Genomic DNA, 13,351 nt, shown 5'->3' with positions numbered 1-13,351 from the left:
ACACGCGTTCGATACAAGTGACAGCAGGCCGGGGCAAGGAGGCAAGGCGACGCCGCAGCCCCGTTAAGCGACCCTAATTGGATGCAGTCCGCGTCGGTTTGCGGTAAAAGTAATGCGATCCGATGGACGCCGTGCGCGGATAGACACGCGCCCATGACGGGTTGACCGCCTTGGTGTGATAATGCGTGGCACCACCGGTCAGCGCGCGTGGGACACCATCGACCAGCAGACGGGCAACCTTGCCGACCCGTTCCCAGGCCCGTGGTTCGGCAATATTTTCGGCCAGACCGTCACAGGTATACGTAAACTGGCAGGCATAGCGTCGCCCGGTACCCTGATTGATCACCGCGCAAAGCGTATCGGGAAAAAGCTGGCTGTCGACCCGGTTCAGGATCACCTCGCCCACGGCAAACATGCCGCGCACGGATTCGCCGCGCGCCTCGAAATAAAGCGCCTCGGCCAGACATTCCCATTCGCTGTTGCCGTCGGCGGCAGGCTGCGAGGCCAGAAATGCACGATCATAGATCACACCGCTTTGGGTCTCAACGCCGCGCTCTTGCGCGGACGGCACGCTTGTCAAAGCGGCCAGACGGCTGTCAGGCACTACAGCAAGGGCCTGACGTTCTTGACCCAAAAGCGCGCCAAGGCGGCTGGCCAGAACCTCGTCTGCCGCAGCGGCAGACGCAAAACATGATAGAAGCGCCACAAGGAATGTGGCACGAAACGCCTTCATAATCATTATCCTTTTCCCACCCAGGAAAAGCGCGGAGGTAGCTCCCGCGCAAGCGATCGTGTCTTTAGGCGAAAGTGACGCTTACGTCTACCCCTAGGTCAGGACTGTCGCCGGACACGCAACAGCCCCCACGTTGCAAACAGGGATTGTCACCCAATATCGCGTAGGAAGGCGCATAAATGCCACAAAACCTTGGATTTTGTTAACTTACGACCCGATCCTGCAGCGCCAATTGTGCGGCGGTGAGTCGCGCAACAGGGACCCGGAAGGGTGAACATGACACGTAATCAAATCCATGTGTCCGGCAGAACGCGATGGCCGACCGGCTGCCTCCATGCTCGCCACAGATCGACAGGATCACGTCCTTGCGCCCCGCCCGACCCCGTTCAGCGCCCAGCGCAATCAACTCGCCCACCCCTTCGATGTCGAGCGTGTGAAACGGGTCTTCGGCATAGACCCCCTGTTGGACATAGGCCGACATGAAACGGCCCGCATCGTCGCGCGACAAGCCATAGGTCATCTGTGTCAGGTCATTGGTGCCAAAGGACAGAAATGCCGCATGTTCGGCGATATCCTGTGCACGCAAAGCCGCGCGAGGCGTTTCAACCATGACACCAAGGCGGTATTCGAATTCGGTTCTGGTTTCGGCCATCACCGCATTGGCCACCCCATCGACGCGGGCCTTGACCAGTTCGACCTCGCGCATGGCGCTGACCAGCGGGATCATGATCTCGACCGTGATCTCTGTACCGGATTTGATGACAGCGGCGATCGCCTCGAAAATCGCGCGGGCCTGCATGTCGTAGATTTCCGGGATGGCGATACCCAGCCGGACGCCACGCATCCCCAGCATCGGGTTATATTCGCTCAATGCCTCGACCCGGGCGGTCGCCTCGTGGAGCGGTACATCCATCTGCCCCGCCAGATCACGCAGCCCGGCCTTGTCCGATGGCAGAAACTCGTGCAGCGGCGGATCGAACAGGCGCACGCAGACATTGCGCCCCTGCATGATCTCGAACAAGGCACGGAAATCGGCGCGCTGCATGGGCAACAACCGGTCCAGCACAGCGCGTCTGTCATCGCCACCTTCGGCAAAGATCATCTCGCGCATGACGCGCAGGCGCTCACCTTCAAAGAACATATGCTCGGTCCGGCAGAGGCCGATCCCTTCGGCGGCAAAGTTGCGCGCAGTCTGCGCATCCGCAGGTGTGTCGGCATTGGCACGCACGCCGATATCACGGAATTCATCGGCCCATTGCAGCAGGGTCTGAAAGGCATCGTCCAATGCGGCCTCCAGCATCGGTGGCTCGCCCGCAAGGATCTGGCCCGTTGTGCCATCGACCGTAATCGTATCGCCTGCAGCAAAGCGGCGGCCATTGGGCGCAATGACCTGCCGCTTTTTGAAATCGATCGACAGGTCCGACGCACCCACAACGCAAGGCACACCCAGCCCGCGGCCGATCACAGCGGCATGGCTGGTGACACCACCGCGCATGGTCAGTACAGCCTGGGCCGCATGCATACCGCGGATATCCTCTGGCGTCGTCTCGCGCCGGACCAGCACACAGGCCTCACCCCGTGCAGCACTTGCCTGCGCCTCATTCGCGGTCAGCACGATCCGACCCGTTGCCGCACCCGGACTGGCGGCAATGCCCCGCACGATCAGATCGCGCTTAGCCAGCGGATCAATCTGACGATGCAGCAATTCCGACAGGGCCGCAGGTTCCACCCGCAACACTGCCTCTTCGCGCGGGATCATCTCGTCCTCGGCCAATGCGACCGCAATCCGGACGGAGGCGCGGGAGGACCGCTGTACGCGGACCGCATCCAGAATATGCAGATTGCCGTTTTCAATCGTGAATTCGACCTGCATTTCCTCGCGCAGGTAGCCGCGGCAGATATCGCGCAACGCAACCAGTTCGGCAAACGCATCCGGACACAGGTCTTCCAATGATGGACCACGGGGATCACGGGTCAGATAAATGGCCCCCTCCGCCGCGCCCAGCGCCTCGCGCCCCTGGCTTTGGCTCATATAGCGGCCGGTGATCTGGGGCACGCCGGTCGTGCTATCCACATACTGGATCACGCCGGACCCACATTCGCCCTGCCCCACGCCCAGCGCCATCGCCTGCACCACCAGACCAAGGCCCGCATCCTGCGGCGCGCCCTTGGCCTGACGCAACAGGCGGGCTGTGGTGCCATCCCAAGCGCGGGCCATGGATCGCAATACTTGCGTCAGTTGAACCGCCGGATCCTGCGGGAACTGCTCGTCCGTCTCAGCCTCGTAAGTGTCCAGCATGGCCTTCAGGCTCAGCCTGTCGGGCACATCGGGCAGGTAAAACTCATCCGGGTCCAGCCGCGCAACGTGGATCGCATAAGCCTGCACAAAACGCAGATACATGGCCGAGGCCGCCCATTCGCCCATCGTCTCGCACATGGCGTCGTGGCGGGCGTCGTTCATCCCGATGTTGAGAATCGCACTGGGGCCGCCCCAATCGGGGTCCTGACTGGACGGGCGTACCGATAATAGCGGCTGCGGCCCAAAAGGTGCCATCAAGGCATCCATATCCACCGATTGCCCGCGTGCGATCTGCTGTACGGCATCAAATGACAAGGCAACCGTCACCGGAACCGGCATCTCCAGCCGGATCAGACGCTGCAGACATTTCGCCCGCCCACCATGCACCGACGCGTGCATCGCGGCGGTTGGGGTGATCAGCGTCAGCTGCTTATATGTCGACTGTTGCTGCACTGCGGCACCGTTTATTGTTCAGGTGCAGCATAGGCGATAAAACGATGACCTGTATAGGAAAGTTTCCCTGACTTTCGTCTAGCCTTCGATTTGCGTAAGATCGGCGACGCTCAGGCAGATATTCCTGATGCGCGACAACAGGTTAAGCCTGTTGCGACGCAATATCTGGCTATCGGCGTTGACTTGCACATCGGTGAAGAATTGGTCAATCGGCCGGCGAAGTGCTGCCATAGCAGTCATCGCTGTGCTGAAATCCTCAGCTTTCATAGCCGGTGCGATCTTTGCATCTGCAGCATCAAGAGCGGCAAACAGCGCCTTCTCGGCGGGTTCTTCGGCGTATTTCACATCCGCCCCATAGGAGTATTCAACGCCATCCTTTTCCTCGGCTTGGGTCAGGATGTTATTGGCACGTTTGAACCCTTGGATCAGGTTTTCACCGTCATCGGTGGCCAGCACGGCAGCCAAAGCCTCTGCCCGTTTGACGAGCAAGGTCAGATCATCATTGCCGGGCATTGCAATGCAGGCGTCGATGATATCGTGGCGGATGCCTTTGTCTTTGAGGAAAACTTTGAGACGGTCGTGAAAGAACGAGAGCAGGTCGCGTGTCGCCTCATCTGCATTGAACATTGCGCCTGCAGAGTTCTTGATGGCTGATTTCAAGTCTGCTGCGACTGGTTCCCCGTTGTCCCAATCCGCATCAACTGAGTTTGTAGCTCTTTGCTTTAGAGCTTCTTTTGCTGCATTTGCACCAAATGAGCGAGCGCTTGTGAATGCAACATCTGACAATGGAATCCGTCTCTCATTCTCCAAAACCAACCGAATAACCCCCAACGCAGCCCTGCGCAGCGCAAACGGGTCCTTGCTCCCGGTCGGTTTCTCGTCAATCGCCCAGAACCCGGTCAGGGTGTCGATCTTGTCCGCCAGCGCCACGGCGATGGACACCGGCGCTGTCGGTACCTCGTCTGAGGGCCCCAACGGTTGCCAATGCTCTTCACAGGCCTCGGGCACACCTTCATCATGCCCGGCAGCTTCTGCGTAGTAGCGGCCCATCAACCCCTGCAATTCAGGAAACTCATAGACCATTTCAGACGCCAGATCAGCTTTGCAGATCCGCGCAGCCTCGGTCGCCAGATCAGGCATCGCGCCCACACTTGGCGCAATCTCCCGCGCCAGGGCTTCGATCCGTTTGATCCTGTCCGTTTGCGACCCCAGCTTGTTGTGGAACGTCACATCGGCCAACGGCGCCGCCATCCCTTCAAGCCCCTTGGTCTTGACCGTGCGCAGATCATTTTCCCAAAAGAACTTCGCGTCGGCCAACCGGGCCGCCAACACTTTCTGATTGCCCGCCAGAATGGTCACACCATTGTCGGCGGTTTCCATATTCGCCACTGTGACAAACCGTTCAATCCGCCCTGTCTTGGGGTTGCGGACGGAAAAGAATTTCTGATGTTCTTTCATCGACGTCTGCAGCACCTCTGGCGGCAGGCCCAGAAAATCTTCGTCGATCCTGCCAAGCAGGACGACCGGCCACTCGACCAGCCCGGATACCTCAGCCAGCAACCCGCGATCCTCGACCACCTCAAGACCCTGCGCAAAAGCCTGATTTGTGGCCTCTGCCCAAATCGCCTCGGCCCGTTCATCGGCGCGCAGGACGACATTGGCGCGCTTCAGCTTTGCCTCGTAATCATCGAAAGACGTGACAGAAAAAGGATCGGGCGCCATGAAACGATGCCCGCGTGTGGTATTGCCCGATACGATGCCATCCACATCCAGCGGCACGACCTCGGCCCCGGCCTCATCCACCAGAATGCACAGGATCGCGTGCAGCGGACGTACCCATTTCAGCGGGCCATCACCCCAGCGCATTGATTTGGGCCAAGGGAAGTGGCGGATCGTGGCCTCAAGCACTTCGGCGATGATATCCGCCGCCATCCGCCCTGGTTTTTCGATGACGGCAAAATAGACCTGCCCTTTCTTGTCATCGCGCACCTCAAGGTCTTCGCGGGCCACCCCCGCCCCGCGCAAAAACCCCTCGACAGCCTTATCCGGCGCGCCGACCTTTGGCCCGCGCCGTTCCTCGCGCACAGGCTTGCTTTCGCCCGTCAGCCCCTCAACCGACAGGGTCAGGCGGCGCGGTGTCGAGAAAGCAGCCGCCCCCGCATAGGTCAGTCCGACCTCGACCAAGCCATCTGTCACGAGTTTCTTCAGGTCCTCAGCCGCGCGGGTCTGCATGCGCGCAGGGATTTCCTCGGAAAAAAGTTCAATCAGAAGATCGGGCATCAATCGGTGCTTTCTGGTCTGGCCGGGCAGCCTTCGGGGACAGGGTTGCCGTCAAAGACAACCTCGCCACATTCATTGATCTGGTGCCAGGCATAGGCCCGGCCATCGGGATAGACGGCCACGATACGGTCGATCCCGTAGTGGATATTTTCGACGCCAAGAAAGGCAATCGCCTCACCTTGCAGGTCAGCGCCAATCTGCTCTGCATCGAAACAGTCGAACCAACCGGGGGCCGTGCGTGGTTCCGCATCGTCACGGATCACGAAGGTTTCGGTCAGCGTGGCCAGGCTCAGCGGCGTGGTGAAGCAAGCGCGATAGCGGATTGGGCTGCTGTCAGCATCGATCGCCTGAAAGTTGTCAAACAGAATCGGCTCTGCCTCGCCGGTGACCAGATTGATCAGGCGGACATCAGCATTTTCCGCCTGCACCTGGGTGTAGTAGGCATAGACCTGTTGGTAATAAAGCAACGCACCTGCGGTGACAGCCAGCATAAGAATTCCCACAATTGCGATACGTGCCATCAGGCGGCAGCCCCAGCCGCTTCGGTCTGCACGAATGCGTCCGCGCAGGCCTTGGCAAGCGCCCGGACCCGCCCGATATAGGCCTGCCGTTCAGTGACCGAGATCACGCCGCGCGCGTCCAGCAGGTTGAAAACATGGGACGCCTTGATGCATTGGTCATAGGCCGGGTGGGCCATGATGATCCGCAGGCCCGTCTTTGGATCCTCGGCGGGTTCGTCCAAAATCCGCTGGCATTCGGCCTCAGCATCCTTGAAATGCTGGAGCAGCACATCTGTATCGGCCACGTCAAAGTTCCAGCGGGCGTATTCCTGTTCGGTCTGCTTGAAGATATCGCCATAGCTGAGCGCAATGGGTGTCTGGGGGTCGTTGAACGGCATATCCATGACGTGATCGACGCCCAAAACATACATCGCGAGACGTTCCAACCCATAGGTCAACTCGCCCGAGACAGGCTTGCAATCATGCCCGCCGACCTGCTGGAAATAGGTGAACTGGCTGACTTCCATGCCGTCGCACCAGACCTCCCACCCCAGGCCCCAGGCACCCAGCGTCGGGCTTTCCCAGTCATCCTCGACAAAGCGGATATCGTGCATCGTGGCATCAATCCCGATCGCCTCAAGCGAACCAAGATAAAGCTCCTGCATCTCGGGTGGGGACGGTTTGATCAGGACCTGAAACTGATAATAATGCTGCAAACGGTTTGGGTTTTCGCCATAACGGCCATCTGTTGGGCGGCGGGAGGGCTGCACATAGGCCACTGCCCAAGGCTTGCTGCCCAGCGCGCGCAGGGTCGTGGCGGGGTGAAAGGTGCCTGCCCCCACTTCCATATCGTAGGGCTGCAGGATCGCGCAGCCCTTGCTGGCCCAATAGGCCTGAAGCCGCAGGATGATTTCCTGAAAACTGCGTGGTTTTTCCGCCATCTTAACCCTCGTCTGCGATTAGGCGTTCAATAGGGCCCCGGGCGACAAGGGTCAATTGGGCAACGGGTTGCGACTTATTGGGCAGATTGCGTAGAATTTACCGCGCTTACTCTTGCGTCTTGGGCAAGACGGGGCCAGTCAGTTGACACCACTCAACACGGTATTGGGACATCGATGGTCAGAGCACTTGCGATTATCATTTTTTCACTGGGGATGACGGTATCGGCAGCCGCGCAGGACAATTTCTGGGTCCAGATCGAAGCACGGCAGACACTGACAGGCGCGCAGGACCGCGCGCGCGAATATGCACGTCGTCTGGATGACGTGGCCGGGTTCTACCTGGGCGATGGTTTCTACGGCATCTTCATCGGTCCGTTCAACGAACGCGGGGCCGAAACGGCACTGGCCAGCCTTCTGGGCCGAGGTGCTGTCCCACCCGACAGCTTTGTCAAGAATGGTCAATTCTTCAAGCAGCAGTTCTGGCCCATCGGGGGCAGTGCCGCGCGCACGCCGGTCCAGCCACCAGCCGACCCTGTGATCGCACCCCCAGCAACCACCGATACTGCGATCCCGACCGATCCGTTTGACGCACCAGATGAGACGCCGCAGGAGGCCCGCGCATCCGAGGCTGCCCTGGCGCGCGAAGACCGCGAGGCATTGCAGAAAGCGCTGCAATGGGCGGGTTTCTATGACGCGGCGATTGATGGATCGTTCGGCCGTGGCACACGCGGGGCCATGCAGGCCTGGCAGACAGCCAACAACCAGGAACCTACCGGCGTTCTGACGACGCGCCAGCGGGCCCTATTGTTTGAACAATACAACAGCGTTCTGGAAGGGCTGAACATGCGTCTGGTGCGCGATGACGCATCCGGCATCCAGATGCGGATCCCCACCGATGTGGTGGCCTTTACCGAATACAAACCGCCCTTCGTGCGCTTTGACGCGAGCGGCGATGTCCCTCAGGCGCAGGTGCTTTTCATCAGTCAGGAAGGCGATGAGGGGAAAATGGTCGGCCTTTATGAGGTGTTCCAGATCCTCGACATTGTGCCGCCCGACGGACCACGCAGCCGTGGCCGCGACGGCTTTGTCATTGAGGGGATCGGTCGGGGTATCCATTCCTATACAAGCGTGACATTGCAGGACAACGCGATCAAAGGGTTCACGCTGGTCTGGCCGCTCGGCGACGACCAGCGCCGCCTGCGCGTGATCGAAGAAATGGAAGCAAGCTTTGAACGCCTGCCCGGTGTGCTTGACCCCAATATCGCGCCCCCAGGCGAGGATCAGGCGATTGACATGGTGGCAGGGCTATCCGTGCGCCAACCGCGTCTGTCACGCTCTGGCTTTTTCGTGTCGGATGATGGGGTCGTGGTGACAACGCCGGAGGCCGTGCAAAGCTGCGAACGCATCACCTTTGACCGCGAAGACGACGCGGAGGTCGTGTTCACAGACGATGACCTTGGTATTGCCGTGTTGCGTCCACTGGGCGATCTTGCCCCGCTGAATGTGGCGCGTTTCCTGACAGCGGTGCCGCGCCTGCAGGACCAGATCGCGGTGGCGGGTTACCCGTTCAACGGCGTGCTCAGCGCGCCGACACTGACATTCGGTCAGGTCGTTGATATTCGCGGCCTTGATGGCGACAATCGGATCAAACGCCTGTCGATCCTGCCCCAGCAAGGGGATGCCGGTGGGCCCATCTTTGACGATGCGGGCCTTGTGATCGGCATGTTGAAGCCCCGTGCAGACGGCGCCACCCAGGTCTTGCCACCCGAGGTGAATTTTTCGCTGGATACTGAGCAGATTGTCGATGTGCTAACGGCGCAGGGCGTGACACCGCAATTGGCCGAAGCATCGAGCCCTATATCACCCGTGGCGCTGACGCGCCGGGCAGCGGACATCACTGTGCTGGTCAGCTGCTGGTAGGTCTGCCTTCACTTCAGCGCGATATCTGACTTTACATGAATGATCGTTGGCCCATCTGCCGCCAGCGCATCCTTGATCGCCTGCTGAAACGCCGCCAGATCAGTCGGCGCGGCTGAAGCGGCCCCATACGCCTCTGCCAATTTGCAGAAATCCGGGTTGCGCTGCACGACAGCGTTTGGGGCAATCTGGGCGCGGACCATACTGTCCTCAATCTCACCCAGCTTGCCATTATCCCAGATGATTATGGGCAGGGTCAGACCAAGTTCGACAGCCACGGCGAGTTCCTGCACAGTGTACTGAAAACCATAATCGCCAAGAATCGCAATGACAGGCTGATCCCCCACCCCGATCTTACCACCAATCGCTGCGGGGAGTGCGTAGCCCAGTGTGCCAAAGCCGTAAGGGTGGTGCCAATGAGCCGGGCGATCCATGGGGTAGACCTCTTTCGCGGCATAGGCGAATTGGGTCATGTCGGAATAGATCATGGTGTCGGTCGGGAGCGCCTCTTTCAAGGCGGCGGCGACAGGCACGATACCGGGGCGTTCAGCGTCAATTTCAGCGCGCCACTTGGTCTTCGCGTTCAGGACTTCCTGATGAGACCAATTTGAATTGAACATTTCTTCGGTTAACTCTCTCGCTAATGCCCGCATGAATGAGGAGGCGTCACAAAGAACACCAACCTGACTGCCCTGCTCGTCGTTCAAAACAGCCGGGTCAATGTCGACGCGCATCATCGGAGCACGATGGCCAAGTTTGGTACGCCACAGATCAACTTCACTTAAGGACGTCCCAACTGCTATCACACAGTCCGCTGACGCGATCACATCAGCGCTACCGGCGCGCGCCAAAAAAGCACCGAAATGGAGTGGATCGTCAGCCGCGATTAAGCCCCGACCTGCATACGTTGTGAAGCTGGCCGCACCAACTTTTGTGACGACGTCACGTGCTGCGGCAGCTAGCCACAAACCGCCTCCAAATATGAAAAGTGGCCTTTTTGAGCTCTTAAGGTATCGGACTGCAACGCCCACACCATAAGACGCCTCAACTGGTCCCTCGGCCATAGCCCACATCTGGTCCGGCGGCTCTGCAATGGCCTCAAGCGCAGCAATCGGCACCTGAATATGCTTGGGCCGAGGCCTCAAACTTCCGAATTCTTGAAAGGCTCGGTTGATCAACCCATACGCCGCCTCTGCTGTCCGCGCCGTCTCGGACCAGTCACACACAGCCCGCGCCGCCCCTTCCTGATCTTTCATCTGGTGCAGTTGACCACGCTTGGCCGCCGTTTCATCCAGACAGCTTGAAATCACCAGCATCGGCACGCTGTCGGAATAGGCCTGCCCCATCGGCGTCATGATGTTGCACAGACCCGGCCCCGTGATCACATAGGCCACCCCCGGCTTGCCTGTCGCCCGCGTATAGCCGTCAGCCATGAACCCTGCGCCTTGTTCGTGGCGGGCCAGAACGTGGGTGATCCCGGCCTCTTCGATCCCGCGATACATTTCCTGATTATGCACGCCGGGGATGCCGAAAATCACGTCGACCCCGCGATCCTTCAGCATATGGGAAATCTGGGCGCCAAGGGGCCGTTCGGTCATCAGTTTCTCCAGAATTTGATGGATAAGATGGTCAGGACCACCATGATCTCCAAGCGCCCCACGAACATCGCGATCGCCAGGATCCATTTGGCGGTGTCGTTGATATTGGCGTAGTTGCCTGCCGGGCCAATCTCCAACCCCAGACCGGGGCCGATATTGGCAATCGCTGCGGCCGCACCGGACACGGATGTGATGAAATCAAGACCGGTCATCCCCAGCAGCACCGACGTGATGCCGAGCGACAGGATGAACGCCACCAGAAACGCGATGACCGAGTTCATCACATCATCGCTGATCGGGCGGCCATCATAGCGGGGCGTGAAAATGCCGTGGGGGGAATGGATCTGGCGGATCTGACTTTTGACAGCGGCAAACAACAATTGATAGCGAAAAACCTTGACGGAACAGGATGTTGAGCCCGCGCAACCGCCGATCAACCCGATGAAAAAGAACATCGCCACCGGAAAGGTGCCCCAGCCCATATAGTCGGCGCTGGCATAACCGGTGCCTGTCATGATTGAGGTGACGTTAAACAGCGCATCGCGAAATGTACCCTCGGTCACCGCCCCGCCCCGGCCCCACAGCCAGGACGCCACCAGCAGAACGCTGAACGCCAGCGTCAGCATAAATCCCCTGATCTGCCTGTCCCGAAACAAGGGCTGCGCTGTGCCTGCCAGAAGCTGCACAAATCGCACAAAGGGAAGGGCCGCGAGGATCATGAAGACAATCGCCACATAATGCACACCGGCCCCGAAAATACCGAACGAGGCATCGTAATTGGCCATCCCGCCGGTGGACACGGTGGTCATGGAATGCACCATGGCGTCGAACGGATTCATCCCGGTCGCTGAATAGGCCAGCGCGCAGGCAATGGTCAGCCCTACATAGATCACCGAAATCCGGCTTGCGATCTCACCGGCGCGAGGCAGGATTTTTCCTGAAGTATCAAAGCCTTCGGATCGGAAGATCTGCATCCCCCCGACCCGCAGTTCCGGCAGGAAAACCATCGCCACAACGACAATCCCGACCCCGCCCAGCCATTGCAGGATGCCGCGCCACAGCTGCAGACCGTCAGGTAGGTTTTCCAGCCCGCGCAGGGCGGTCGCACCGGTGGTGGTCAGGCCTGACATCGCCTCGAAAAACGCATCGGTAAATGACGCCTCCGTCGCGCCAAGAACAAAGGGGATCGCGCCAAAAACAGGCAGCGTCAGCCACACCAGCGAGGTCAGCAGAAAGGTCTGGCGCAAGGAAAGGCCCGCCGTCACCCCGTTGGCGCAAGCGATGGCCATCAGCCCGCCGGTCAGGACCGTGATGACCGCGCTTTCGAAGAAGACGAACCAGTGATCGTTGCCCGCCAGCAGGTCGGCCACCAGCGGGGCCAGCATGGTGAGCCCAAGCGACGCCACAAGCAGACCGATGACATATCCCACTGGGCGCAAATCAACCATGCCGCAGGGTTGGCCCGACCGATGGGCGGTGTCAAGAACTGGCGGGGCGCGCAACGTTCGGTGGGAGCGCCGGGGTCACGCAACACCGGTCATCGGCCGGAAGGTGACCAATCATCGTTAACGCAAGGTTTTGCTGGCCCAATGGCCGGTCGGCGTCGCGTCGGCAAAACGTCGGACTTGCATCGGACCCCACAGCGGCAATCTAAGCCCCTTAACGCAGCGTACGGTGCAAATGTGAACGTGGTGTTAAGGTTTGTTTCGCGTTTGATCCTGAGGATACGAATGGCTGCAACGAGCCCAAAGTGCTCGATGCTGCGACATGCATCAACGACGGTTACTAACTATAGCTGCCTACCGCTCGTCGTTGATCTCAATTCCGAGTTCGCCCATGAACACCATAACATCTTCAATTTCATCTGGCGAAATCTCTGCTTGCTCCAACAAGGCTGCTAACTGTTCACGATTGAGATCGTTGCTTCCGCCCGAACGTCGTAATGCCGTATGAACGGCAGCTGCGATTGCGCTCTCGGGTATGTTGACCGCCAATTCGTCAGCGCTTTCACGGAAATCTTCGTCTGGATGGTGAAGCAGTTTTTCTACATCATCCGACCAAAGCTCTAGCTCGCCAGTCTCATGGTTGCAAAATACAAACTTTCGCGCAATGCCACTTTGATCTGGAGCCAAGAGTACAGAATCACCGCAACCATTTTCTAGGGCCAGAAACGCTTTCTCGGTGTACTCCCAACCATCGGCGTCGTTGTCCCAACTGCGCAGTTCTGACATTTCTTTTCCTTGCTGATCGGCAAAGAGCGCAGCGCCATCGGGGTTTGAAGACAGCCTAAAGATGGGATCTGCCCCGACACCGTCGGGTGGTGCAAATCGTACTTCCCCTTCATTTATAAGCAACTCACGAAGTCTTTCGGGAAGACTAGAACCAACGACTGTCTCTGCTATTTCGATCGCCGCACGTCGCGCATCTTTATCCATTTCATTTCCTCTAGCTACACTAGAACCGTCGACTAAGGCATGAGGCAGAGCGGTTGTTAGTGCAAGCTTTGATCACAACGCGCAAACCGGCCTTGATAAAAGACCAAATTTCCCGCGTTTCAGATTTCCAAAGCATCTGGAGGCAAGACCAAAAGTGGTATCGCTGCCGCATTCGTCTTTTCGCGACGTTGAAAA

9 protein-coding genes are annotated in these 13,351 nt (G+C 59.1%); 1 reads left to right on the top strand and 8 read right to left on the bottom strand.

Annotated features, from left to right (window positions below):
* Positions 1 to 73 precede the first annotated feature (73 nt).
* The 5 genes from ACFWW4_RS15730 to ACFWW4_RS15710 all read right to left on the bottom strand — a co-directional run bounded on the left by ACFWW4_RS15730 (position 74) and on the right by ACFWW4_RS15710 (position 7,206).
* Positions 74 to 733 (bottom strand): cell wall hydrolase, encoded by a 660-nt coding sequence (locus ACFWW4_RS15730; RefSeq protein WP_411891731.1) that lies wholly within the window; start codon positions 731 to 733, stop codon positions 74 to 76.
* A 202-nt stretch (positions 734 to 935) separates the two neighbouring features.
* Positions 936 to 3,485, bottom strand: coding sequence for a putative PEP-binding protein (locus ACFWW4_RS15725; protein ID WP_411891730.1), 2,550 nt, complete (start codon positions 3,483 to 3,485; stop codon positions 936 to 938).
* Between the two features lie 78 nt (positions 3,486 to 3,563).
* The gene (gene glyS, locus ACFWW4_RS15720; protein ID WP_411891729.1) at positions 3,564 to 5,765 is read right to left on the bottom strand and encodes a glycine--tRNA ligase subunit beta; all 2,202 of its coding nucleotides are present in this window, start codon (positions 5,763 to 5,765) and stop codon (positions 3,564 to 3,566) included.
* Positions 5,765 to 6,286 (bottom strand): DUF6446 family protein, encoded by a 522-nt coding sequence (locus tag ACFWW4_RS15715; RefSeq protein WP_411891728.1) that lies wholly within the window; start codon positions 6,284 to 6,286, stop codon positions 5,765 to 5,767. Before ACFWW4_RS15715 ends, glyS begins: the two co-directional genes overlap by 1 nt.
* Positions 6,286 to 7,206, bottom strand: a complete 921-nt coding sequence (locus ACFWW4_RS15710; protein ID WP_411891727.1) for a glycine--tRNA ligase subunit alpha — start codon at positions 7,204 to 7,206, stop codon at positions 6,286 to 6,288. Before ACFWW4_RS15710 ends, ACFWW4_RS15715 begins: the two co-directional genes overlap by 1 nt.
* A 174-nt stretch (positions 7,207 to 7,380) precedes the next feature.
* Between ACFWW4_RS15710 and ACFWW4_RS15705 the strand changes: the two genes are divergently transcribed.
* Complete coding sequence (locus ACFWW4_RS15705) at positions 7,381 to 9,126, top strand: trypsin-like peptidase domain-containing protein (RefSeq protein ID WP_411891726.1); 1,746 nt, start codon at positions 7,381 to 7,383, stop codon at positions 9,124 to 9,126.
* An 8-nt stretch (positions 9,127 to 9,134) separates the two neighbouring features.
* On the opposite strand, the gene ACFWW4_RS15700 is transcribed toward ACFWW4_RS15705, so the two are convergent.
* The 3 genes from ACFWW4_RS15700 to ACFWW4_RS15690 form a co-directional block, all read right to left on the bottom strand.
* A complete protein-coding gene (locus ACFWW4_RS15700) occupies positions 9,135 to 10,685 on the bottom strand; it encodes a 5-guanidino-2-oxopentanoate decarboxylase (RefSeq protein WP_411891847.1) in 1,551 nt (516 codons plus the stop codon).
* 35 nt (positions 10,686 to 10,720) lie between these two features.
* Positions 10,721 to 12,169 (bottom strand): TrkH family potassium uptake protein, encoded by a 1,449-nt coding sequence (locus ACFWW4_RS15695; RefSeq protein WP_411891725.1) that lies wholly within the window; start codon positions 12,167 to 12,169, stop codon positions 10,721 to 10,723.
* A 351-nt stretch (positions 12,170 to 12,520) separates the two neighbouring features.
* Positions 12,521 to 13,156 carry a hypothetical protein gene (locus tag ACFWW4_RS15690; RefSeq protein WP_411891724.1) on the bottom strand — a complete coding sequence of 212 codons (636 nt, stop codon included), beginning with the start codon at positions 13,154 to 13,156 and terminating at the stop codon, positions 12,521 to 12,523.
* Positions 13,157 to 13,351: the final 195 nt, after the last annotated feature.

Source organism: Yoonia sp. SDW83-1 (genome assembly GCF_046762885.1).
Lineage (GTDB): Bacteria > Pseudomonadota > Alphaproteobacteria > Rhodobacterales > Rhodobacteraceae > Yoonia.
Note: the sequence above shows the minus strand (reverse complement) of the source record. Positions and strands in the feature narration are given on the sequence as shown.

What these genes read in the sequence shown, in the direction of transcription:
- ACFWW4_RS15730 (WP_411891731.1), bottom strand. Translation starts at nt 733, where the DNA reads ATGAAGGCGTTTCGTGCCACATTCCTTGTGGCGCTTCTATCATGTTTT.
- glyS (WP_411891729.1), bottom strand. Translation starts at nt 5,765, where the DNA reads ATGCCCGATCTTCTGATTGAACTTTTTTCCGAGGAAATCCCTGCGCGC.
- ACFWW4_RS15715 (WP_411891728.1), bottom strand. Translation starts at nt 6,286, where the DNA reads ATGGCACGTATCGCAATTGTGGGAATTCTTATGCTGGCTGTCACCGCA.
- ACFWW4_RS15710 (WP_411891727.1), bottom strand. Translation starts at nt 7,206, where the DNA reads ATGGCGGAAAAACCACGCAGTTTTCAGGAAATCATCCTGCGGCTTCAG.
- ACFWW4_RS15705 (WP_411891726.1), top strand. Translation starts at nt 7,381, where the DNA reads ATGGTCAGAGCACTTGCGATTATCATTTTTTCACTGGGGATGACGGTA.
- ACFWW4_RS15700 (WP_411891847.1), bottom strand. Translation starts at nt 10,685, where the DNA reads ATGCTGAAGGATCGCGGGGTCGACGTGATTTTCGGCATCCCCGGCGTG.
- ACFWW4_RS15695 (WP_411891725.1), bottom strand. Translation starts at nt 12,169, where the DNA reads ATGGTTGATTTGCGCCCAGTGGGATATGTCATCGGTCTGCTTGTGGCG.
- ACFWW4_RS15690 (WP_411891724.1), bottom strand. Translation starts at nt 13,156, where the DNA reads ATGGATAAAGATGCGCGACGTGCGGCGATCGAAATAGCAGAGACAGTC.